This is a genomic window from Lactococcus sp. bn62, from assembly GCF_029492705.2.
Classification (GTDB): Bacteria; Bacillota; Bacilli; order Lactobacillales; family Streptococcaceae; genus Lactococcus; species Lactococcus petauri.
In genome coordinates this window covers 1,246,616-1,270,500 of sequence record NZ_CP120417.1, presented here as the reverse complement: position 1 = coordinate 1,270,500, position 23,885 = coordinate 1,246,616, and the positions used below count along the sequence as shown (strand labels likewise).

At 37.9% G+C, this 23,885-nt stretch carries 26 protein-coding genes and 1 pseudogene; 26 read left to right on the top strand and 1 reads right to left on the bottom strand.

The window, feature by feature from the left end; translation table 11 throughout:
- Nucleotides 1–15: 15 nt before the first annotated feature.
- The 22 genes from P3G65_RS06610 to P3G65_RS06505 all read left to right on the top strand — a co-directional run bounded on the left by P3G65_RS06610 (nt 16) and on the right by P3G65_RS06505 (nt 18,803).
- Nucleotides 16–720 (top strand): 16S rRNA pseudouridine(516) synthase, encoded by a 705-nt coding sequence (locus P3G65_RS06610; RefSeq protein ID WP_029346238.1) that lies wholly within the window; start codon nt 16–18, stop codon nt 718–720.
- A gap of 75 nt (nt 721–795) precedes the next feature.
- Nucleotides 796–1,284 carry a glutathione peroxidase gene (locus P3G65_RS06605; protein ID WP_019292720.1) on the top strand — a complete coding sequence of 163 codons (489 nt, stop codon included), beginning with the start codon at nt 796–798 and terminating at the stop codon, nt 1,282–1,284.
- A gap of 81 nt (nt 1,285–1,365) precedes the next feature.
- Nucleotides 1,366–2,217, top strand: a complete 852-nt coding sequence (locus P3G65_RS06600) for a MurR/RpiR family transcriptional regulator (protein WP_019292719.1) — start codon at nt 1,366–1,368, stop codon at nt 2,215–2,217.
- A gap of 104 nt (nt 2,218–2,321) precedes the next feature.
- Nucleotides 2,322–4,226: a ribosomal protection-like ABC-F family protein gene (abc-f, locus tag P3G65_RS06595; RefSeq protein WP_019292718.1), complete on the top strand. Its 1,905-nt coding sequence runs from the start codon at nt 2,322–2,324 to the stop codon at nt 4,224–4,226.
- A gap of 223 nt (nt 4,227–4,449) precedes the next feature.
- Nucleotides 4,450–5,079 (top strand): orotate phosphoribosyltransferase, encoded by a 630-nt coding sequence (pyrE, locus tag P3G65_RS06590; protein WP_019292717.1) that lies wholly within the window; start codon nt 4,450–4,452, stop codon nt 5,077–5,079.
- 38 nt (nt 5,080–5,117) lie between these two features.
- On the top strand, nt 5,118–6,383 hold the full coding sequence (locus P3G65_RS06585; RefSeq protein WP_019292716.1) for a dihydroorotase: 1,266 nt from the start codon (nt 5,118–5,120) through the stop codon (nt 6,381–6,383).
- Between the two features lie 83 nt (nt 6,384–6,466).
- Nucleotides 6,467–6,892, top strand: a complete 426-nt coding sequence (locus P3G65_RS06580) for a DUF3284 domain-containing protein (RefSeq protein WP_019292715.1) — start codon at nt 6,467–6,469, stop codon at nt 6,890–6,892.
- Between the two features lie 4 nt (nt 6,893–6,896).
- Entirely contained in the window at nt 6,897–7,904 is a 1,008-nt protein-coding gene (gene eis, locus P3G65_RS06575; RefSeq protein WP_019292714.1) for an enhanced intracellular survival protein Eis, read from the top strand.
- Nucleotides 7,905–8,194: 290 nt separating this feature from the next.
- Nucleotides 8,195–8,518, top strand: coding sequence for a PTS sugar transporter subunit IIB (locus tag P3G65_RS06570; protein ID WP_284071132.1), 324 nt, complete (start codon nt 8,195–8,197; stop codon nt 8,516–8,518).
- Between the two features lie 39 nt (nt 8,519–8,557).
- Nucleotides 8,558–9,655 (top strand): DUF871 domain-containing protein, encoded by a 1,098-nt coding sequence (locus P3G65_RS06565; protein ID WP_019292712.1) that lies wholly within the window; start codon nt 8,558–8,560, stop codon nt 9,653–9,655.
- A 46-nt stretch (nt 9,656–9,701) separates the two neighbouring features.
- Nucleotides 9,702–11,183 (top strand): PTS sugar transporter subunit IIC, encoded by a 1,482-nt coding sequence (locus P3G65_RS06560; protein ID WP_004257558.1) that lies wholly within the window; start codon nt 9,702–9,704, stop codon nt 11,181–11,183.
- A gap of 18 nt (nt 11,184–11,201) precedes the next feature.
- Nucleotides 11,202–11,408, top strand: coding sequence for a hypothetical protein (locus P3G65_RS06555; protein ID WP_019292711.1), 207 nt, complete (start codon nt 11,202–11,204; stop codon nt 11,406–11,408).
- Nucleotides 11,409–11,410: 2 nt separating this feature from the next.
- Nucleotides 11,411–11,548 (top strand): hypothetical protein, encoded by a 138-nt coding sequence (locus P3G65_RS06550; protein WP_014024702.1) that lies wholly within the window; start codon nt 11,411–11,413, stop codon nt 11,546–11,548.
- A gap of 184 nt (nt 11,549–11,732) precedes the next feature.
- Nucleotides 11,733–12,002, top strand: a complete 270-nt coding sequence (locus tag P3G65_RS06545; RefSeq protein WP_019292710.1) for a rhodanese-like domain-containing protein — start codon at nt 11,733–11,735, stop codon at nt 12,000–12,002.
- Between the two features lie 10 nt (nt 12,003–12,012).
- Entirely contained in the window at nt 12,013–13,656 is a 1,644-nt protein-coding gene (locus P3G65_RS06540) for an FAD-dependent oxidoreductase (protein ID WP_019292709.1), read from the top strand.
- A 119-nt stretch (nt 13,657–13,775) separates the two neighbouring features.
- Nucleotides 13,776–14,111, top strand: coding sequence for an arsenic metallochaperone ArsD family protein (locus P3G65_RS06535; RefSeq protein WP_284071131.1), 336 nt, complete (start codon nt 13,776–13,778; stop codon nt 14,109–14,111).
- A gap of 1 nt (nt 14,112) precedes the next feature.
- Nucleotides 14,113–14,553, top strand: coding sequence for a cytidine/deoxycytidylate deaminase family protein (locus tag P3G65_RS06530; protein WP_004257543.1), 441 nt, complete (start codon nt 14,113–14,115; stop codon nt 14,551–14,553).
- 116 nt (nt 14,554–14,669) lie between these two features.
- On the top strand, nt 14,670–15,431 hold the full coding sequence (locus P3G65_RS06525) for an acyl-[acyl-carrier-protein] thioesterase (RefSeq protein WP_284071130.1): 762 nt from the start codon (nt 14,670–14,672) through the stop codon (nt 15,429–15,431).
- Nucleotides 15,428–16,207, top strand: coding sequence for a TIGR01457 family HAD-type hydrolase (locus tag P3G65_RS06520; protein WP_019292706.1), 780 nt, complete (start codon nt 15,428–15,430; stop codon nt 16,205–16,207). Before P3G65_RS06525 ends, P3G65_RS06520 begins: the two co-directional genes overlap by 4 nt.
- Nucleotide 16,208: 1 nt before the next feature.
- A complete protein-coding gene (locus P3G65_RS06515) occupies nt 16,209–16,844 on the top strand; it encodes a TIGR01906 family membrane protein (RefSeq protein ID WP_284071129.1) in 636 nt (211 codons plus the stop codon).
- A gap of 172 nt (nt 16,845–17,016) precedes the next feature.
- On the top strand, nt 17,017–18,006 hold the full coding sequence (guaC, locus tag P3G65_RS06510) for a GMP reductase (protein WP_019292704.1): 990 nt from the start codon (nt 17,017–17,019) through the stop codon (nt 18,004–18,006).
- Between the two features lie 128 nt (nt 18,007–18,134).
- The gene (locus P3G65_RS06505; RefSeq protein ID WP_019291910.1) at nt 18,135–18,803 is read left to right on the top strand and encodes an SDR family oxidoreductase; all 669 of its coding nucleotides are present in this window, start codon (nt 18,135–18,137) and stop codon (nt 18,801–18,803) included.
- A 23-nt stretch (nt 18,804–18,826) separates the two neighbouring features.
- On the opposite strand, the gene P3G65_RS06500 is transcribed toward P3G65_RS06505, so the two are convergent.
- Nucleotides 18,827–19,663 carry an Rgg/GadR/MutR family transcriptional regulator gene (locus tag P3G65_RS06500; RefSeq protein ID WP_019291909.1) on the bottom strand — a complete coding sequence of 279 codons (837 nt, stop codon included), beginning with the start codon at nt 19,661–19,663 and terminating at the stop codon, nt 18,827–18,829.
- Between the two features lie 213 nt (nt 19,664–19,876).
- Between P3G65_RS06500 and P3G65_RS06495 the strand changes: the two genes are divergently transcribed.
- The 4 genes and pseudogenes from P3G65_RS06495 to P3G65_RS06480 all read left to right on the top strand — a co-directional run bounded on the left by P3G65_RS06495 (nt 19,877) and on the right by P3G65_RS06480 (nt 23,795).
- Complete coding sequence (locus P3G65_RS06495; RefSeq protein ID WP_019291908.1) at nt 19,877–21,019, top strand: GGDEF domain-containing protein; 1,143 nt, start codon at nt 19,877–19,879, stop codon at nt 21,017–21,019.
- 120 nt (nt 21,020–21,139) lie between these two features.
- Complete coding sequence (locus P3G65_RS06490) at nt 21,140–21,670, top strand: hypothetical protein (RefSeq protein ID WP_019291907.1); 531 nt, start codon at nt 21,140–21,142, stop codon at nt 21,668–21,670.
- A pseudogene (locus tag P3G65_RS06485) lies at nt 21,660–22,994 on the top strand (glycosyltransferase). The gene P3G65_RS06490 and the pseudogene P3G65_RS06485 overlap by 11 nt, the downstream one beginning before the upstream one ends.
- A 3-nt stretch (nt 22,995–22,997) precedes the next feature.
- On the top strand, nt 22,998–23,795 hold the full coding sequence (locus tag P3G65_RS06480; protein ID WP_019291906.1) for an EAL domain-containing protein: 798 nt from the start codon (nt 22,998–23,000) through the stop codon (nt 23,793–23,795).
- The last annotated feature ends 90 nt before the right edge of the window (nt 23,796–23,885 follow it).

Genomic DNA, 23,885 nt, shown 5'->3' with positions numbered 1-23,885 from the left:
TTAAAATAGACAAATATGAGACTAGATCACTACCTGTTCCTCAATGGATGGAAGGATAAGAAAGAATGCAAACGCTTGATACAGACCAGAAAGATTATAATTGATGGAGAAGTAGAGTATAACCTAAGTCGCAATGTCGATCCTCAGATGCATGAAATTATTGTCAATCAGCAACAGCTCACAACATTTGGACATCATTATTTTATGATGAATAAGGCAGCTGGTGTACTTTCAGCCAATAAAGATGAGCACCTGCCCACCTATCGTGACCTTGTGGAAGAAAAGAATGATGCACTTTATCCTGTGGGACGGCTAGACTTTCTAACGACAGGATTATTATTCATCACGGACAATGGGCCACTGGGCATCGATATGCTTAAGCCACAGCAACATGTTTCTAAAACATATTTCGTAGAGACATGGGAACCACTTGAAGTAAGTGATAGAGCTGCCTTTGAAGCAGGCCTTGAATTTATCGGAGGCGTTCGTACGCAGCCAGCGCAACTCGAAATTTTAGATGTGCATCATGCTAAAGTTACTATCCAAGAAGGCAAATATCATCAGGTCAAGAAAATGTTCTTAGCTTTAGGTAAAAAAGTTGAGCAACTTCAACGTTTAAGTTTTGGACCGCTGGTCCTAGATGAAGATTTGCAACCAGGTGCTTATCGCCCTCTTACGCAGCAAGAAATCTTGAGTCTGAAGCCCTATATGAGAAAGTAAGATTCTTTGACAGTCTGATAAGGCAAGTGTTATAATCATTATCACTTAGAGCCGATGAAGAAAGGAAGTGTCACTATGACTATTTATGATTTCACAGTGAAGGGAAAACAAGGAGATGATATCTCTTTGTCCGACTATAAAGGCAAAGTTCTACTCGTAGTGAATACTGCGACAAGATGTGGTTTTACACCACAATATGATGGACTTCAAAAACTTTATGATGAATATAAAGAGTCCGGGTTTGAAATTCTCGATTTTCCTTGTAATCAATTTAAAGAGCAAGCACCTGGCACAGCTGATGAGATTGATCAGTTTTGTACATTGAACTATGGAACAACTTTCCCACGCTTTCAAAAGATTGATGTTAATGGCGCGGATGAAAGCCCGCTCTATACATGGTTAAAAGAAGAAAAAGGAAGCCCGCTTGGAAAAAAAATCAAGTGGAATTTTACGAAGTTTTTGATCAATGCTCAGGGGGAAGTTGTCGCACGTTATGCTCCAGCAACAGAACCTGAAAAAATTGCCAAAGATATTAAAAAAGAGCTTGAAAAAGTAGAAAAATAGGAGCACGTGCCTCCTGTTTTTTCTTTTGGTATCATTATAAAGAAGCTCATATTTATAGCTGGTTTATGCTATAATTGAGTCATGAATATTCTGCTCGAAATCCAAACGAAATTAAGAGAACTTTCCCCTAACGAGTCAAAAGTTGGAAAGTATGTTCTCGCTTTTCCTGAGGCTGTCATCAACCTAAGCACCCAAGACATTGCTAAAAATAGTCAAGTGTCACCAGCTACAGTTATTCGCTTTGTCAAATCCATCGGACTTGAAGGTGTTCCCCAACTTAAGCAGCAACTTTCCGTCTGGAAGGCGAGCGCCCAATCGGATACAGATTTTCAAGAATTACGTCCTAATGAAGAGATAGACTCAATAAAATCAAAATTAAAAGCGCGCATTAATCATATGACAGAACTTGTTAATGGTCATTTAAACAATGAAAGACTTGCTAAAACGGTCGACCTGATTGATGAAGCGGAGTTAATCTTTATTTTCGGGATTGGGGCTTCTTTTCTTGTGGCACAAGACTTAGCTCAAAAATTGAACCGTATTGGCAAAATCAGTATTTGTGCGGACAATACGCATACGATGGCTGTTAATTTAACCAATAATAATCAAAAGAAACTCTTTATCGCTGTCAGTGACCGAGGGGAATCCCGTGAAGTTTTAGCTATGCTTGATTTGGCTCAAGCTGAAAACATTGAAACCATTGCGATTACCGGTATTGAAAACTCAAGTCTTGCTAAACGTGCCGAATATCCGCTCATTTCTCTATCAGGAGAGAATTTTGAGTTTAGGCATGCAGCTACGGTTTCAATGTTGGCACAATTGTATCTCATCGATTTGCTCTTTTATGCCTATGTCAGCAAAAACTTTGATGATGCACGAGAATCAGTGATTCGTTCTTTAGATATCGTTCGTCATCTGGAAAAAAATTATTGATGTGAAGTTATACATAAAAACAGTAAAAATCTTGGCGTTTTCGTTGTGAAGCGCGATTTTTACTGTTTTCTTTACCTTAAACTTTTTTATGTTAAAATAGAAGAATGATTTTACTACAAGGGAATGGGATAGCACGCACTTTTGGTGGCGATGTTTTATTCGAAAATATAAATTTTAATCTTCAGGACCACTCACTTATGGCTTTAGTCGGACGCAATGGTGCGGGAAAATCGACTTTATTGAAGATTATTGCAGGCGTTGAAGAACCTTCAGCAGGATCGATTTCTAAGGTCAAGGACTTGCATTTAAACTATTTGGCTCAAGATACAGGACTTTCTTCAGAATTAACGATTTTTGAAGAAATGTTGACGGTCTTTGAAAAACTCCGTCAAACAGAGCGACAATTGCGTCAGATGGAATTACAGATGTCGGAGTTAACGGGTGGTGACTTAGAGAGTTTGATGCACCGTTATGATTCTTTATCGGAAGAATTTCGTCAAGCCAACGGTTTTACCTATGAAGCAGAGATTAAGTCAGTACTTAATGGTTTTCGTTTCGATGAGAAGATGTGGGACCGTGCTATTTCTTCCTTATCTGGTGGACAAAAAACACGATTAGCTTTGGCAAAAATGCTTTTAGAAAAGCCTGATTTGTTGATTTTGGATGAGCCAACCAACCATTTGGATATTGAAACTTTGGCGTGGTTAGAAACTTACCTGAAAAACTATTCAGGTAGTCTTTTGATTGTCAGTCACGACCGTTATTTCTTAGATAAGGTTGTGACAGAAACTTTGGAGATTTCACGAGGCAAGCTGACACGCTTTGCAGGAAATTACAGTAAATATATTGAACTTAAAGCAGAGATGCTCGCCACTGAGCAAAAGAACTATGATAAGCAACAAAAAGAAATTGAAAAATTAGAAGATTTCGTTGCTCGAAATATGGTTCGTGCCTCCACAACAAAACGCGCCCAATCACGCCAGAAAAAGTTGGAAAAGATGGAGCGTATTGAAGCACCGACCGGAAGTGAAGCAGCTGCACATATGACCTTTTCCCCAGCTAAAAAGTCGGGCAACATCGTTCTTACAGTTGAAGATGCAGCAGTGGGATACGATAAAGTCCTCGCTGAACCTATCAATATCGATACACGCAAACATGATGCCCTTGCTATTGTTGGACCAAACGGGATCGGGAAGACAACATTGATCAAGTCAATTATTGGTCAAATTCCTCTTCTTAAGGGTCAGGTGAAGCTGGGAGCGAATGTCGACTTAGGATACTATGATCAAGAACAAGGAGCGCTGACACCTTCTAACAGTGTTCTTGACGAGATTTGGAATGAGCATCGTCTCTTACCAGAAGTAGAAATACGTAATCTTTTAGGGGCTTTCCTTTTCAGCGGCGAAGATGTGAAAAAGACCGTTTCGATGTTATCGGGAGGAGAAAAAGCACGTCTTCTCTTGGCGAAGCTCGCTATGCAACATGATAATTTTCTTGTATTGGATGAACCTACCAACCACTTGGATATCGACAGCCGTGAGGTTTTGGAGAATAGCTTGATTGACTTCGATGGTACTTTACTCTTTGTCAGTCATGACCGTTACTTTATCAACCGTGTTGCGACCAAAGTCCTCGAAATATCACCTCAAGGAAGTAAACTTTACCTGGGCGATTATGATTACTATTTAGAAAAAAAAAGCCAAGAAGAAGAGACACATCAAGAAGTTGTTTTGGAAGAACAACCAGAAAGTTCGGGCCAGATGGACTATGCACAACAAAAAGAAGCACAGAAAATCCGTCGCAAGTTCGAACGTGAAGTCAATGCTGCGGAAGAAAAACTTGCTGCTCTGGAACAACAAAGCGAAGAAATTTCCCGAGCTATGTTAGACATAACAGATGACTTTGTTAAACTAGGTGAACTCCAAGCAGCACTCGACCAACTGGCTGAACAAAAAGAAGAAACAGAGATGAACTTACTGGAAGCGATGGAAAGCTTAGAAAGTTTATGATTGCAAACTTACAGTAAATCTGTTAGACTATATAACAAGAAACCTTTAAATTAGCACGAGAGGCTAGCAAGGAAACCGTATAATTGTCTATTTGTATAGTATTTAGGTGCATTCTAAATATTATTGGCATATTTTTTTACGCACTTGCAGCTTTATGCAAGTGTTTTTTTGTGTAAAACAGCGTGCTATTGATATTAACTTAAGGGACTAGAAAGAGGATAACATGTCATTATCAAAAACTATCGCTGCTGATTTACTCGAAATAAAAGCTGTAAGCTTATCGCCGAGTGCACCATTTACATGGGCAAGTGGGATTCAATCTCCTATTTATACAGACAACCGTTTGACCTTGGCTTATCCAGAAGTACGCACTCGTATTGAGCAGGCTTTTGCGGATTTGGTCAAGGCAGAGTTTCCTGAGGTCGAAGTAATTGCAGGTACAGCAACAGCAGGTATTCCTCATGGTGCAATTATTGCTGACTATCTTCAATTGCCTTTTGCCTATATTCGTAGCAAACCAAAAGATCACGGCGCAGGAAATCAAATCGAAGGAAGTGTCTCTAAAGGACAAAAAATGGTATTGGTTGAGGATCTTATCTCAACAGGAGGCTCAGTACTAGAAGCAGTGGCTGCCGCACAACGTGAAGGGATCGAAGTTCTCGGTGTGATTGCTATCTTTACCTACCAACTCGAAAAAGCAGCAACAAAATTCCAAGAAGCGCAAGTGCCACTGCACACATTAACAAATTATTCTGAACTTATCCAAATCGCTCAGGAAACAGGTTATGTAACAGAAGCTGAACTTGAAATGCTTAAAAAATTCAAGGATAATCAAGAAACATGGAGTAAATAACATAATAAACATTATGTAAAATATAAAAAGGGGAACAGATGATACTCATAAAAAACGGCCGTGTAATCGATCCTGAGTGCGGTTTTGATCAAGTTGCTGATGTGTTAGTTAAAGATAAGAAGATTATTCGTATTGCCCAAGATTTGGAAGAAGAAGGTGCAGATATTATTGATGCCAGCAACATGATTGTTGCTCCTGGGCTCATCGATATTCATGTTCATTTTCGTGAACCAGGTCAAACGCATAAAGAGACGATACACACTGGTGCTTTATCTGCAGCACGTGGTGGTTTTACGACAGTAGTAATGATGGCAAATACTAAACCGATTTTATCGAGTCCTGAAGTGCTTGTAGAGACACTGAAACTTGCAGATGAAGAGAAAATTCATATTAAGTCCATTGCTTCTATTACCAAAGATTTTGACGGGCGACATTTGACGGATTTTGATGCTTTGTTAAAGGCAGGCGCAGTTGGCTTTTCAGATGATGGTATTCCACTGAGTGATTCAGGGGTCTTGCATGAAGCTTTGAAGAAAGCCAAGGAAACGGATAGTCTGCTCTCTATTCACGAGGAAGATCCCAACTTAGTGGATACGCTTGGAATCAATGAAGGCGAAGTGGCACACCAATGTGGTCTAACAGGAGCGACAAAGGTGGCTGAGTACAGTATGATTGCACGTGATGCAATGTTGGCTTTGGATACTCAAGCGCGTTTACATATTCAACATTTGTCTGCAGGCGAAAGTGTAGATGTAGTTCGTTTTGCACAAAAGATGGGCGCAAAAGTTAGTGCTGAAGTTACACCACAACATTTTTCACTGACAGAGCAAGCTGTCCTAGAGATTGGTACAAATGCAAAGCTTAATCCTCCACTGCGTCAAACGAAAGATATTGCGAAAATTTTGGAAGGCTTGAAAGACAACACGATTAGTGTTATTGCGACAGATCATGCGCCACATACCCATGAAGAAAAAAATGTTGCTTTGGCTGAAGCACCGAGCGGAATGATCGGCTTAGAAACTTCTTTGCAACTGGGGCTTACGCATTTGGTTACTCCTGGACATCTTGAACTGGCTCAATTGCTGGCGAAAATGACTGTTAATCCAGCCAAATTATATGGTTTTGATGCGGGATATTTAGCGGAAGGTGGACCGGCTGACATTACTATTTTTGATGCTCATAATACTTATAAAGTGGATGAAAACTTTGATTCCAAGGCAAGTAACTCACCATTTATCGACCAAGAACTTGTGGGACAAGTCAAATATACGATTTGTTCAGGAGAAATTGTTTACCGCCCATAAAAATCTTGCAAGAGCTTACATAAATTGTTAAAATGATTTTAATGTTTAATAAATTTTATTCTAAGCAATAGGAGAAATCTCATATGAAAATCAGTAAAACAATTAATGCTCCTGTCGAGTTTGTCTACAATCAGATTCTGGATTCATCACTTTACGATATCGAAAAAAATACTGGACACAGACCTGACATCAAGTCTCTTAATGGCTTTGAATACTCAAAAACATTTGGCAAAAACCAACATGGAACTATTACGATTGATGAAGTTGTGAAAGCCAATAAGTATGCTTTTACCACGAAAACCATCCGTAATACATTCAATACACGTTGGAATTTTCATCCTGTTGATGATAAGAAAACAGAGATAACTATTGAGGAAAGCCGTACTTCCAGCGGAATGATTCAAAAATTAAATGATATGTTTGTCGGAACGCTCCTGGGACACTGGAAAAAACGTCAGATGGTCGCTATTTTGAATCACATTGAACAAGCTTATAGTGGTGGGAAGTGAAAAGATGGAAAAGAAACACCATGAACTTTTAGACCTCGCGACTTATGCTTTTAATAAGCCCCGGAGTAAGGAGCGAGAAGAAGCGTTTGATAAACTTTTAAGTTTTTCAAAACCTTACAGTTACTGGGAAAACGATGAGCTATCCTCTATAATTATCGATACCTCTTTTAGGGTCTATTGGAAGGATGCAAAGCTAAAGATGTCAGGAATTGGTTATGTTGCCTCTTACCCAGAATTTAGAGGAAACGGCAGCATTCGTAAACTCATGACCGATATTTTAGAAGACAACTATGAAGCTGGCACCGCCTTAAGCTATCTGGCTCCCTTCTCTTATCAGTTTTACGGACAATTTGGTTATCATTACGCTTTTGACCAAAAAGCATATACGATTCCTGCACAAGAATTTCCTAAAGGCAAAAAAACAGTGGGTCAAGTGCACCGCCGCACTGTAAGTGAGGAGCTTTTGGAAGAAGTGGCTGAGGTCCATGATCAAGTCTATAACCAAGGTTCACTAGTCCGTCCACAACATGTTTGGGAATACTATTTCAAGTATAAAGCACAGCCCTTCTTTGCGACTTATGAGGAAAATGGCAGAGTCCTAGGTTACTTAATTTATGAATTTGCAGGTACGGCTTTTGTAATTCGTGAATGTATTACATTGACCCAAGAAGCTCAAGATGCACTTTATCGTTTTGTCTCAAGCCACGCTGCAAGTTTTGAAGTCATCAAATGGACTGCTCCTTCAAATGTTTTCCTCGAATATGATTTGGCTGAACCATCACGCATAGAGCTACAGTTGCAACCTTATATGCAAGCTCGTATTGTTAATCTGCAAGCATTTTTGAAAGTGAACGGTCAGCCTGAATTTTCTGCCCGTATTGTTGATGATATTTTGCCACAAAATAATATCTGTGTGGGCCCTGACACAGACCAACCAGAGGAAATGACCATTGGAGTATTTACTGCCCGTGTACTACGAGAAAATAAAGCCATTCTTCGTGAATATTTTTAAAATAGTCAAACTAAACACCGAATCTTAACATTTTTTGTAAGATTTGGTGTTTTTATTAATTAAAACTAAAAAAATAACATGATTTTGTTTCTAAATTTGTAACATGTTTCAGAAATCAGCCGGAAAATTAAAGTTTTTAATGGTTTGAAGAAAATGAAAGCGCTAAAAATAAGGGTTTCATTAAAAAATACTTGTTTTTTCGCTTAATATTGTTAGGACAAATTATATTTGAAATCGCTTTCTGAAACCGCTATACTATTGGTATAGATAAAAAGAAGGAGATCATAGAAATGGCAGAAAAAGTTATTGCATTAGCCTGTGCAGCAGGTATGTCAACATCATTACTCGTGACAAAAATGCAACAAGCTGCACAAGAAGCAGGAAAAGATTATGAAATCTACGCAAAGTCTGTAACTGAAATTGACAACATGTTGTCTGGCTCAGAGAAACCAGATGTATTGCTTCTCGGTCCGCAAGTGGCTTACATGAAAAATGAAGTCATCAAAAAAGCAGCAGCAGTTGATGTTCCTTGTGATGTGATTAAAATGCAAGATTACGGCATGATGAATGGAAAAAATGTTGTAGCAGCCGCTGACGCATTAATGAATGGATAAAGAGAATTTGTAGAAATTCTAGATAAAGAAAGGAGTATTATGGGAAAACTAGGAATCTCGATTTATCCGGAACGTTCCAACTTTGAAGCTGATAAAGCCTATTTAGACTTAGCGCACCAATATGGTTACACCCGTGTCTTTACCTCACTTTTAGAAATCAAAGGAGATAAGGAAGCAGTTCTTGAGGGCTTTACGAAAGTGATTGCTTATGCTAATAGTCTTGGTATGGAAGTCATGGTAGACATTAATCCCGCCTTATTTGAACAACTTAACATTAGCTATGATGATTTAAGTTTCTTTGATGAAATGGGTGCTGATGGTATTCGTTTAGACCTCGGATTTACAGGAGCTGAGGAAGCACGTATGACGCGCAACCCTTATAATCTTAAGATTGAGATTAATATGAGTCAGGGAACAAGTTATGTGGACAGTATCATGGATTACTCGCCTAACATTGAAAACTTACTTGGCAGTCATAATTTCTATCCTCACCGTTACACAGGTCTAGCGTTTGATCATTACGTGAAATGTACCGAGAAATTCAAAAAGTATAATTTAAATACTATGGTGTTTGTTAATTCTCATGAAGCAACATTTGGGCCGTGGCCCACACAAGATGGCTTATGTACCTTAGAGGATCATCGTGACTTAAGCTTGAAGACACAAGTAAAACATTATAAGCTTTTAGATGGTATTGATGATATTACTATTGCTAATGCTTATGCGAGTGAAGCAGAGCTTAAAACAATGGCAGAAGTTTTCCATGCGCAAATGCCAGAACTGAAAGTTGTGCCAAGAGCTACGATGACGGAAAATGAACGAAAATGTGTCTTTGAGGCTACGCATAGTTATCGTGGCGACCGCTCAGAGTACATGCTACGTTCAACCATGACTCGCGTTATTTACAAAGACTTGGATTTTCCGCCACATGATACAGATACTATAAAACCAGGCGATGTGATTATTGACAATGATGGATATGGTCAATATAAGGGGGAAACCCAAATTGCTCTGAAGGAAATGAAAAATGATGGCCGGGTCAATGTTGTTGGACATATCGCGGAAGACGAAATGTTCTTACTTGACTTTATCAAGCCTTGGAGTTCGTTTAAATTTATTGAAAGTGATGAGCTATAATTTATAACCTTATACGCAAATAAATTAAAATTTTAGGAGGAATTCTATGAACGGAATTACGATGTGGATGGAGAAATATCTCGTCCCAGTAGCAGCAAAAATCGGGTCGCAAAAGCACCTGGTTGCCTTGCGTGACTCATTCATTGGTATCCTGCCAGCAACACTGACAGGTGCCCTTGCAGCGATGGTATCAGCCATCGTCACAACATTCCCACAGTCCATTCAACAAATGGTTTTGGGTCCAACCAAGTTTGCCCAACTCGCACCAGAAGATGTTTGGACGCTTGCTAATACACCAATCATTGGCGATTTGAATAACATTTCAACACTTGTCAACCAAGGGACTTTGACAGTTATTGGTCTTATCTTTGCTTTCTCTTGGGGTTACAATTTGGCCCGTGCTTATGGTGTCAATGACCTTGCAGGTGGTGTTGTAGCAGTTGCCACTCTCTTTGCTGGTTTGCCAAACCAAATGCCTAAATTCTTGGATGCTTTGGGTGTGAGCGATGCCGGCGTAGCTGCAACAGACAAAATCAATGGTGTATTGACTGGTCAAGGTCTTGCAGCATGGAAGCCACTCTTTGCTGCCGCACATATGGATGCTGGTGCTTACTTTACGATTATCATTATGGGTGCCCTTGCGGTGATTATTTATGCTAAACTTATGTTAGCAGATATCACTATCAAGATGCCTGAGTCAGTCCCACCGGCTGTAGCAAAAGCTTTCCTTGCGATTATTCCAACGATTGCTGCAATCTACGCTGTGAGCTTGATTTACTATGTTATTGATAAATTGACACATGATTCTGTAATTAATTTGATTACACACTATATTGCAGAACCCTTCCAAATTCTCTCACAAAATATTTTCTCAGTTCTTATTGTTACACTCTTCGTTTCAATCTTCTGGTTCTTCGGACTTCATGGACCAAACGTCTTGGCACCTGCTCTTGATGGGATTTGGCTTCCACTTGGTCTTAATAACCAAGCCCTTTACTTCCAAGTTCACTCAGACGGTATTCGTGACTTAGTAGCGCGTGGTGCAATTGATAAAGCACATGCGATTAATGGTGACTATGTCAGTCTTTGGGTTCGTGGTTCATGGGATGCCTTCGTCTGGTTTGGTGGTTCTGGTGGTACAATTACCTTAATCCTTGCCATTCTGATCTTCTCTAAACGTAAAGATTATAAGACAGTAGGACGTCTTGGTTTAGCACCAGGTATCTTCAATATTAATGAACCTGTACTCTTTGGTATGCCAATTGTACTGAACGCCATCTTCTTTATCCCATTTGCAATTGCTCCATTGGTAGCGGTTATTATCGCCTATGTTGCAACGATGCTTCATTGGGTAGATCCAGTTGTCAGTGCTGTGCCATGGGTTACACCACCAATTATGAATGCCTTCCTTGCGACAGGATTTGACTGGCGTGCAATTATCTTAGCAATTGTCAACTTACTTGTAACCTTTGCTATTTGGACACCATTCGTTATTGCAGCAAACAAGATGGAAGAACCTGAATTATAAAAAACAGAAAGGAACCCAATGATTATTGTTAATGTAGCTATGATGCAAGAAAAAGTAATTCACCTTCTAGAAGAAAATGGATTTACTTATAAGGAAAAAAAGGGATTGAAACTCTATTTTCGAGGTCCGAATAGCGACTTAGCTACGGATGCTCAAACTGCAAAACGCTTAATTAAACAAAGTTCATTTGGTTCAGCATTATTCTTTAACGTCGAGGAGGTTTAAATATGGCTTGGATATATGCATTACTTAGTTTGTCACTCTTACTTCTAGCTTATCAAAACTGGAGTTTTGGAGGTACACTCTTTATTCTATCTGTGGTCATGCTTATACTTGCACGACAAAAGAAGAAAAAAGAAGAATAATAAAAAAGACTTGCTCCGGCAGGTCTTTTATTATGTTTGACTTTAAAGCAGAAGCGTTATAAGATGAAAGAAGTGAACATAGGCTTTATGATTTGAGGCAAATCTCATTCTTTGACTAAATACCCCTAAGGGTATATAATGGATATATCAAAAATTTGAGGAGAGAAATAGGCGTTCAATCCAAATGAAGCAATTAAAAGAGAAACTCGGTCAAGTTGCACTGATTGATGTTCGAGAAGAGGATGAATATCTCGAAGGACATGTGCCAACGGCAATCAACATGCCCCTGAGTGTTTTAGAGCAAAGATACTTAGAGATAGAAGATGAGAGCTATATTATTTGTCAAAGCGGTATGCGGTCTATGCGCGCTTGTCAATTCCTAGAGGCACAAGGAGTGGCAACTACGAATGTTACAGGTGGTATTCTGTCTTGGGATCAAGAATTAGAAAAATAAGAGGAAGAAAATGACGAAAAAATATCTTATCGTTGGGGGCGTTGCCGGTGGCATGAGTGCAGCCACTCGATTACGCCGTTTAAAAGAAGATGCAGAAATTATTGTTTTTGATAAAGGACCATATGTTTCTTTTGCAAACTGTGGGCTCCCCTACTATCTCTCTGGTGAAATCGAATCAAGAAATAAACTTATCCTACAAACACCTGAAAGTCTGGCACAGCGTTTTAATTTAGATGTTCGTCCTGAATCTGAAGTGGTTTCTATTGAGCCGGATAATAAAGAAATTACTGTAGTATCGAATGGGACAAGCTACACGGAAAATTATGATGCATTGATTTTGTCACCTGGCGCAAGTCCTTTTATTCCGCCTATAAAAGGTTTAGCGGAAGCGGATAATGTCTTTAGCCTACGTAACATTCCTGACTTAGATAAAATCACAAACTATATGGAAATGGAGCACCGCAAGCAAGCATTGATTATTGGCGCGGGTTTCATCGGTCTAGAGATGGCTGAAAACTTACGAAAACTTGGTTTAGAGGTTACAATCATCGAAAAAGCCAATCATGTTTTACCAACTCTTGATCAGGAAATGGCCATTCATATAGAAGAAGAATTGGCACATAATGGCTTGAAAGTACTCACGGGTGTCTCTGTTGTAGAGTTTCAAGACCAAGGAAAAACGGTTATTCTGGAAAATGGTGATAGCCTTAGTACGGATGTAGTTATCCTTTCTGTTGGGATTCAAGTGGAGTCAAAACTTGCTGCTGATGCGGGAATTAAGCTTGGGATGAGAGGAGCAATCCTTGTCGATGAGCAATATCAAACATCTGTGCCTGATATTTATGCCGTGGGGGATGCCATTCTTGTTAAAAATCAAATTACTGGTAATAATGCGCTCATCTCCTTAGCAAGCCCAGCCAATCGCCAAGGACGTCAAGTTGCAGATGTTTTGGCAGGATTGCCTGTTACAAATAAAGGGAGTATCGGCACAGCCATTGTTCGAACTTTCAGCTTGACAGCTGCCTCTACTGGACTTTCAGAGAAGCAAGTACAAGATTCGAACTTAAAATATAAGGCTGTGCATATCACAGCCAATGATCATGCAGGTTACTATCCTGGCGCAAGCTCTATTCTTCTCAAACTGATCTTCAATCCAGAAAGTGGTCATATCTATGGAGCATCAGCAGTTGGTCAAAAAGGTGTAGACAAGCGTATTGATGTTTTGGCAACAGCGATTAAAGCAGGGATGACGGTTTTTGATTTACCAGAACTTGAATTGAGCTATGCGCCACCATTTGGCTCTGCTAAGGATCCTGTGAACATGATTGGTTATGCGGCTATGAATATTGCTATGGGCTTGTCAGATAACATTCAGTGGCATCAGCTCGAAGCAGAACTTGCCCAAGGTAAAGTACTCTTAGATGTGCGTCAAGAAAATGAAGTGGCGCGTGGTGGTTTTAAAGAAGCGATAAATATACCATTAAACGATTTACGCCAAAGTATGGACAAATTAGATAAAAATAAAGAATACATTGTCAGCTGTCAATCAGGACTTCGCTCTTATACAGCTGAACGTATCTTGAAACAAGAAGGCTTTAAAGTAGAAAATCTTGATGGAGCTTATGGCTTGTACAGTAAGGTGAAGGACATTTAACTCAAACTGAACGAAAGGATTATTTTAGGATAGTCCTTTTTTCTTATTGAAATTTTTAATGAATTTGTAGGCTGCTTATGGTATAATATTAAAAAATATTTGTTAGATTTGGGGAAGTCATGAGACTTGAACTATATGAAGAAAAGCCAGAAGAAGCGAGTGCAGCTCTTGCTCAGGTTTTTGAAGCCTTTAGTAAAGAAACAGAAGAGGCCGAGTTGCAAACAGTACGCTATAACTTAGCTGAAGATACGGACATCTTTGCGCATCATCCTGCTGTCAATCAAGCAATGAAAAAAATGGAAGCGGCTTTGCCTTTGATGTTGGTAGATGGAGAAATTATGACGATTGGCGCTTACCCTGATATGGAAGATTTGACGGAGATTACGGGTTTGAGTTTTCAAGATATTAGAACACGAGAATGTCAGTGTGGCAATTGTAACTGTGGAAAGGGATAAAATGATCGAAAATTTTCAACGACCAAGCAAAGAAGAATATTTTAAAGAAATCGTCGAAGTTGTAGCTAAACGCTCTACCTGTACGCACGCTCAAGTTGGTGCTCTTCTCGTGACTGCGGATGGGCAAATTCTTTCGACAGGCTATAATGGTTCTGTAGCACTTATGCCGCATTGTACAGATGTAGGGTGTCTGGAAGATAAAGACGGACATTGCATTGCGACTGTTCACGCGGAGCAAAATGCAATTGCCCAAGCAGCAAAGCACGGTGTTTCACCAGAGGGAGCAATTCTTTATACGACTTTATTCCCTTGTATCGCTTGCTTGAAGCTCGTCTTGGCATCGGGTGTAAAACATATCAAATATATCAATGAATACCATGCTAAAAATCCTTATGAGGAAGAGTTGATTGAAACTTTAGGTATTCAAGTTGAAAAAATATAAAAATCCAGAAATCATGCTGGTTTTTTTATTTTAACGTAAAAAACGGTTCCCTAAGTTTATCTGTAAAATTTATTCTTACTTGAGCTTTTTATGTCTGTTTTTGCTAAAATAAATAAATGGGAATAAAATACAGTCAAACACATAAAGTCGCTTTTTATGAGAGCGACACACGAGGCAAGATGAAAATATCAGATCTTCTTGCCGTAGCACTTCAAATTTCGGGAGAGCAGTCTTATACGTTAGACCGTAGCGACACATGGATTTGTGATAACTTCAATCTATTTTGGGCTGTTATCGAGCACGAAGTTCAGGTTCATCGCTTACCCGAGTTTAATGACCAGATTACAATTGAAACAGAAGCCACGTCTTACAATAAAATCTTTTGTTATCGTGACTTTATTTTCAAAAATACAGCTGGCGAAACCTTAGTAAAAATAAGTTCAACTTGGGTTTTGATGAACAAAGATACACGTAAGGTAGAACGTGTTGTTGATGAGATTGTGGCACCTTATGAGGCACCAAAAGTCAGCAAAATTGTTCGTCCTCACAAATATCTTACCTTGTCTGATCAAGCGCAATGCAGCCTAGCTTTTCCAATTCGTTTCTCTGATCTGGATATGAATGGACATGTGAACAATGCTAAATATTTCGACTGGGCTGTTGATCAGTTGGACTATGATTTCCGTATGGCATACGAACCTAAAAAAATATATATTCGCTATAATCACGAACTCCTTTATGGCAATCATGAGTTTATTCATCCTGTTTTTGAATTTCAAGGAGACACCACTTGCCATATTATTAGGAAAGATGGTGTAGATAATGCTAATATTGAGATTGAGTGGTCAAAAATAAGCGAGGAGAATGAACGAAAATGAGAAAAGGTTACAAAAAATATAAAGGATATCTGATTGATTTAGATGGCACGATTTATATGGGCAATCATCGTATTCCTGCAGGGGAAGACTTTGTTCATCGTTTGCAAGAAGCGAAAGTTCCTTATCTGTTTTTAACAAATAATACGACAAAAACCCCACGAGTGGTCCAAAAACGTTTGGCTACACAGTTTAATATTGATACACCTTTAGAAACTATCTATACAGCAAGTGCAGCTACAGTCGATTATATGAACGATTTAGGCTTGGAGAAGACTGTTTATATTATTGGTGAAGATGGCTTAAAAGAAGCAATCTATGAAGCAGGCTATAAAAAGGATCGTGAAAATCCAGCATATGTTGTTGTTGCTTTGGATTCTGACTTGACATATGAAATGCTTGCTTTGGCAACTCTTGCTATACATAAAGGTGCGAAATTCATCGGAACAAATCCTGATTTGAACCTTCCAAGCGAACGAGGACTTTTGCCAGGAGCGGGCTCTTTGGTTAAAATGATTGAAGCAGCTACACGTGTTCAACCCACCTTTATTGGAAAACCTGAGGCGATTATTGCAGAAAAAGCGGTGGAAAAAATGGGCATTCCTAAAGAAGATCTTTTAATGGTTGGTGATAACTATTTGACAGATATTCGTACAGGGATTGATAATGGTATCGACAGTTTGCTTGTTACAACAGGCTTTACAAAAGCTGAAGAAGTCCCTGGACTTCCAATACCACCAACCCATGTCGTTTCAAGTTTAGAGCATTGGGAAGTTTGAGATGCGTGATCGCCTGATTTTCACGAGTCTTATTTTATGGGGTATTGCAGCAGCAGTAAGTTTAACTTTACTTTTGGCTGTCCCACTCTTTTACATAGATATTCATTTTGAAAATTTGACCCAGATATCAGGACTTTCAGCAGAAGTACTAAGAAATAACTTTAATGTTCTGATGACTTATCTGGTTAATCCATTTGAAAGTGTGTTACAGATGCCTGATTTTCCTTCGTCTCCCGATGCTTTACAGCATTTTAAGGATGTGAAAAAGCTCTTTATGCTTGCTTTAGGACTCGCGCTTGTCCTGAGTCCCGCGCTCATCTTATTTTTGAAAGAACATTTAGCCATTCTCTATCATAATGGCCTACGTTTTGTGATGGGAACTCCTTTGTTTATTGGTTTGGTTGCTGCCTTGATTGGATTTGATAACTTTTTTATCTATTTCCATGAGATTTTTTTCCCAGACGACACCTGGCTCTTCAATCCCGATACAGATCCGATCATTAATGTCTTGACGGAGAACTATTTTATGTTCACTTTTATTCTATTTGTCATCCTTTTTGAATTAATTTTTTTCCTCCTTTACTGGTCAGGAAATAAAAGACTGCAAAAGAAAACTTTCGGGAAAACCGAACAATGAGATGTAAAACTGATATGAAATCAGTTTTTTTTCTTTTGTTTTTATCAATATGCGTTAAAATAAATAAGGAAGGTTTGGTTTGCAGAGATTTTTATCGCCAAACTAGCGAGGTTGTCCATAACGGAAACTCGGTCGGTATTCTGTAATAACAAATGAATAAAGAGGCATTCTTATGAACACAATGGTTCCAGTTTTTGATTACGAAGATATCCAACTTATCCCTAATAAGTGTATTATTAACAGTCGTAGTGAAGCAGACACGTCAGTTAAGTTGGGGGATCACACTTTCAAACTTCCCGTTGTTCCAGCAAATATGCAAACAATTATTGATGAAAATATTGCTGAAATGTTAGCTAAGCAAGGTTATTTCTATATCATGCATCGTTTTGAAGAAAGTACACGTAAAGACTTTATTGAAAAAATGCATGCTCAAGGTTTGATTGCATCAATTTCTGTAGGTGTTAAAGACAATGAACGTCAGTTTGTACGTGAGTTGGCAGAAACAGCAACAATTCCAGATTATATTACAATTGACATCGCGCATGGTCACGCCAATTCTGTTATTGAAATGGTACAGCTCATCAAGCGTTTGATGCCACAAGTTTTTGTTATTGCGGGGAACGTAGGAACACCAGAAGCTGTCCGTGAGTTAGAAAATGCTGGTGCTGATGCAACGAAAGTTGGGATTGGCCCAGGTAAAGTTTGTATCACTAAGGTAAAAACAGGATTTGGTACAGGCGGTTGGCAGCTTGCAGCTTTACGCTGGTGTGCAAAAGCAGCAAGTAAACCAATTATTGCTGATGGTGGTATCCGTACGCACGGTGATATTGCTAAGTCTGTTCGTTTTGGTGCAACAATGGTAATGGTTGGTTCACTCTTTGCAGCTCACGAAGAGTCACCTGGTAAAACTATTGAACAAGATGGCAAACTTTTCAAAGAATATTTTGGCTCAGCAAGTGAATACCAAAAAGGTGAACACAAAAACGTTGAAGGAAAGAAAATTCTTTTGCCACACAAAGGTGCATTGAAAGATACACTTCAAGAAATGCAAGAAGATCTCCAAAGCTCTATTTCTTACGCCGGTGGACGTGATCTTAATGCATTACGTAAAGTCGATTATGTTATCGTGAAAAATTCTATTTGGAACGGTGATTCATTATAAAAGATAAAAACTGTCTAGTGACAGTTTTTATCTTTTATATTAAATAGTAGAAAGTTAATTATTTTTGAATCCAAGTAGAAGATGATGTAGAATGTTAGTAAAGATAGAAAAAGAAAGCAGGGTGAGATATGAAAGTACTTGTCGTTGGTGCAAATGGAAAAGTGGCGAAACATTTAGCCAAAAACCTAAAAGACTATCCTAAACTTCAAGAAAAAGCTGTTATCCGTAAAGAAGAACAACAGGAATTTTTTAACCAATTAGAGATTGAAACTATTATCTTGGATATTGTCAATAATTCAATTGAAGAATTTGCTGCAGCAATGTCTGACGTTGATGCTGTTGTTTTTAGTGCCGGCGCAGGTGGTTCTGGATTGGATAAAACAATTATGATTGACTTAGATGGAGCGGTTAAAATTATGACGGCAGCCGAAAAAGCAAAGGTCAAACGTTTTGTTATGGTCAGCACTTTCCGAGTGGGAAGAGAAGAAATTACACGTCAAATTCAAGAAGATTCTTCGCTTAAGATTTACACGATTGCAAAGAATTATGCGGATGAATGGCTCAAAACACGAACAGAGTTAGACTGGACAATTATTCATCCTGGAATGCTTACAGACAAAGAAAGTACTGGTAAGGTAGCATTAGCAAGCCATGTGGAAGCAGGAGGAATTCCGCGAGAAGATGTGGCTAAAGTTATTTTGGAAACGTTGGTAAACGACGTGACCATCAGAAAAGAATTTGAAGTGGTCAGTGGAGTCACTCCGATCGATGAAGCCGTCAAAAATTTAAAGGATTAAAAGAAATGAACGTGTGACTTAAATCACACGTTCACTTTTTTTACATGAATGTCATATTGTTGCTGATAATATTGGGCAATTTCTTGACTACCAATTTGATGAAATATTTTTAATGCTTGAAGCATCATCGTATTTCCAGCCTTTTCATCTTTGAAACGATAGGTCCAGAAACCTTTGGAGAGGTTAAGGAGATTGCGCAAAAACATCGATTGTACGAGTTCTAGTGATTCAACCCGATTGAGAATATGTGCACTGTATTCTTGGTAGCCTTTGCTTGCTAAGAGTGCTATAGCACGACAGCATGCACAAACAAAAATTTCCAGATATTTCACGGAGTTAAATATTTTATGCTTTTTTTCTAAGAGGAATAAGTCAAGAATATATAAAATATCGCGTATGCTTAATTTATTCATTGTAAAGTAAAATAGATAAAGCTCAATCTGGCCCCAAACTTTGATATCATAGAGATAATCTGTGATTGTATCAATATTTTCTGAACTTAATTCAGTATATGAAGCTTTTGCTGCTAAGGAGATATAAGGATAGCCTGCTTCAAAAGCGACTTTATAGAGATTGTCAAGTGCTTTTTTATCTTGTTTAAGAAAAGCCATCTCGATTTCCTTTAAAAGGGCTTCTGATTCATTGGGTGCATAATCGTTTAAAAGGTATTCGTATTCCTCAAGCCCAATCCCCATTAGTTGCAAAGCTTGTACGACTTTTTCAAAATTCATCATGGTTTCAGCTCGCTCAAAACGAGAAAGGGTGGCTTTTGAGATTCCTATAGAAGAAAAGTCCGATAAGGAGATATGTTTTTGCTCACGTATTTGTCGAAAAACATATCCAAATTTTTTATATACCATAAAATCTCCAGTCATTCATAGTGGCAGTTATAGCTATACTATCAGAAAATGCAACAAAAAATTAAAGTGTTATCAAATACGTGACGATAAAGAATATCGTTGCTTTTATGCAACGATATGAAAAGATAAAATTATTTATTATATTATAATATATTGTAAGAAGCAGAAGAAGAAAAGCCACTTTTCTTTTTCATCAAAAGGATAGAGGTGAAGATGATGGATCTTATCAAAGAAATACTGGGGCCTTATTTTTTTGCCAAATTATTTTTGATTCCGGCAATCCTAGGTGGTATATTTCTCACTAAAAATATCATCCATCGCAGTAAATACGCTGAAAATCCTTACTCTGCCTTTTGGTTCTATTCGAGTAATTTTACATTATGGATTTTTCTTTTAAAATTATTATTTATTGAAATAGCTCAGGATGGTGCTTATGGTTATTTACTGAGTGATATTTCGCTCATTTTTATTGCTATTGCAGTCGATTATTGTATTGTTACGCATTATGAAAAAATAGAATATGCAATGCTTCCGCTATTTACTATTTTCTATCTGTTTTATATTTACAACTATGGTTTTCATTGGAAGTCGATTTTATTAGTTACCTTATCTCTGGGTCTTTTTTGGCTGACGCTCTATTTTATTGCCAAAAATCAAACAGCTGTAATGCAAAGTTATGGTAAAATGATGCTGATAGGTTTAAGTCTGGTTGTTTCTGTGCAGCTCTTATTCCTTTCCGAATTTGCTTTTAGTTTGATACATTCATTAGAAATTTTCTGGAAAACATTTATACTCCTTGTGATTGCCAAGTTTATTTTGTTGGATATTTCTTCTATTGTAGGAGAGTATGCAAAGTACAAACGATATACTTATATTGATGCACTGACCAATGTATATAATAGGAGAAAATTTGAAGAAACGATGGATGAAATCCTCGCCAGTGATCAGATTTCCAAATTTTCATTAGTCTTTTTTGATATTGATAATTTTAAACACATTAACGATCATTATGGGCATAGCTCAGGTGATTATGTATTAAAAGAAATTTGTATGCTCATCAAAAAGTATTTGAGAGAAACAGGAGAAAACGGGCAACTTTTCCGCTATGGTGGAGATGAATTCTTTCTTCTTTTTCGCAATCGCAAAGGAGAAGTCGTACGTGATATTATGGAGCAGATAGCCAAGGAAATTTCCGAATATGTCTTTCACGCGAGTTCTAACACTATTAAAACATCAATTTCAGTCGGGGTGGTTGAAATTACGGATAAAGTAACACGTGACCAAGCCATCTATCGTGTTGATAAACATTTATATATTGCAAAAGAAAACGGGAAAAATCAAGTTTACTTTAAATAGAAAAAAAATTGATTTTTCTCTTTTTTTTGTCTATTTCATTTTGTTTTAAGAAAGTTTTTAAGTATACTGAAGTTGTAGGAAACAGGAAGGTATGCTTTTACATTAAAGGAGTATCAGATATTGCAAAAGGAAGAATTAAACAAGGAACAAACCGAAGAAAATTACAGTTATTCCGATCTGTTCTTTGAAAAGGGACATTGGCTTTTAAAAATTAAACAACTCCTCATCGCTCTTTTGGGTTGGGTGTGCTTCATTGTGCCGACTTTTATTACCATAGCATCCTTTTTATATAAGACTTCAAATGGGAAGTATGGCATTGCCTTTTGGAAATTTTCCGAAGGAGTTTTGGAAATTAAATTTTTGTTGATTCTGCTGGCTTTCTGTGTGGTCATCACCTTTACTTATGCAGCGAGCATGACAATTATTCAAAATAACCGAAGGGAATCGGTCATTGAAAAATGGCCTACATTTGATTCGGTCTCCAGTATTGAGCGAAGAAAAAGGGGAAAGAAATTTATGGCGGACCGCTTCGGTGAAGAAGAATTCCGTCATAATGTAAAATATTTTGAAGTTCTACCAGAAAAGAATTTAAAAAATGACGAGCTTTCAAAAGTTCTAGGTAAAGATGAGGTTGATACTTATGATATCTGATATTTTCGGCCAGATGTTTACATCGGATAGTGGTCTACAAATGGTTATCACCGTGTGTTTAATAATCTTGTGTCTTTATCCCGTTATTGGTGCTTTGTTTTGATTTTTTGGCTCTTTGAGTTACCGTTTCCTAAAAAAAGGGCGAAAAGAGACAAATTTTGTGGAACTAGCACCTGATGAGCAACCGATGATTACGATTATGATTCCTGCTCATAATAAAGAAGTGATGATTGAGGAAACGATTGAGTACTTAGCTACAATGCTCAATTATAGTAACTATGAAATATTAGTGATTAATGATGGTAGTACCGATCAAACTTTGCCTATTCTCCAAAACTTACAAGAAAAGTACGATAAGTTGCGTGTTATTAATATCTTGAAAAATCAAGGAAAGGCACACGGATTTAACATTGGTACTTACTTTGCGAAGGGGGAATATATTTTAAGTAATGATGCGGATACAATCCCCGAAAGAGATGCGCTTATGAAATATATGAACTATTTCATGAGTGAAATCGATGTCAACACAGCTGCGGTTACAGCCAATATGGATGTGCAGAACCGGACGACTATTATGGGAAAATCGCAAACTGTTGAGTTTTTAAGTATCGTTGGTGTCATTAAAAGAAGCCAAACCGCGATCAATGATTCAATGTACTCGTACAGTGGAGCGAATACCATGTATAAAAAGCAGTTTTTGATCGACGTTGGCGGCTTTAGACAAGACCGAAGTACAGAGGATATTAGTATCGCTTGGGATCACTTAATGTATGGTGTGACGCCGCGTTTTGCCCCAGATATTATTTTTCACATGAATGTACCAGAAACCCTTTCGCAGCTCTATAAGCAAAGAAAACGTTGGGCTCAGGGAGGTACTGAAGTATGGTTTACTAACTCACTGAAGTTTATCTTGCATCCCATTAAGTACCGTTATGTTCTGTCAATGTTTATTGACACGACTTTTTCCATCATTTGGTCATTCTTCTTTTTCATTACGTCAATTATATTTATCTTGGCTATGCTCTATTTCCTTATTGTAGGTAATTATGAGCAGCTTTGGCATGGGTTTGCGATGTCCTTTATCTTTGTTACCTTCGAGCTTATAGCGGGCACCTTGCAGCTTTTAGCCGCACTAATCTTAGACAGTAAGGGACAAAAATTCAAATACTTTATTTTTGCTCCCCTCTATATGTTATTTTTCTGGATGGTCAATCCATTGACGATAATCACGACTTTTATACCAGCCATGAAGGCTTGTTTTGGTAAAAGTGAACACGCTGGTGCTTGGGTCAGCCCTACAAGGAAAAGCCTGAAGAAAGGATAAACTATGCTTTTAGATGTAATGTTTCTGTTGACAATAATCTTTATTCTTCTCTGCTTGCTCGGAATTGTAACCAGCTATGTTTGGGCGAAACGACAAAACAGAATTTATCCTAAAACAATGGAAGATGCTGAAAATTATACATTTTACTTTCAGACAATTATTGATAATAAAGGAGAAAAAACTGGTTTAGAAGCACTGCTCCGCAAGTATGATGTAGAAAAACAAGAATGGGTTTTCCCAGATGATATTGATAAATTTACCTTACGTGAAGTGATTTATCTGCTTCATAAAAGTTTTGTGAAAATAAACTATCCGTCACAATTTTTAGCCATTAATATTAGCCTGAAACAACTTGCAGATCCACGTTACGAATACTTTATTCGCTGGGTCAAAGGCGAATGCTATCCGATGGAACTGCGGATTGAAATCAATGTGGAGTTGACAGACAAGATTGGCTGGCTCATGAAATCAAGGATCAAGAAGAATTTGAAGTTAAGCCAAGACATTGGTGTTCATGTTATCCTAGAAAAAGTCGAACCAAGTAAAAAATACTTTCACAAGATCAAGTGGCTATTGAATGATATCTATGGTGTGAAAATCCCGCTTTCTAAATTTCAAAAGAAAAGTGATTCTGAATGGTTTGATCTCAACATGGGCGATTGGGTCCGTTTGATTAGAGAAAAAAACAAAAATATTGATATCACTGAGGTTGAAGATCGAGCAGGTATTGATTTAGCCGATAAATTAAAAATCGACAATCGACAAGGTTATTTTATAGACAAGCCTCATTATGAGAAATAGCTTGTTCTATTTTTTTGCTTAAATTAGTGCTTGAAAGTTGCATTATTTAGGAAAAAGAGTAGAATAGGTTTGAGCAAAACGATTTTAAAA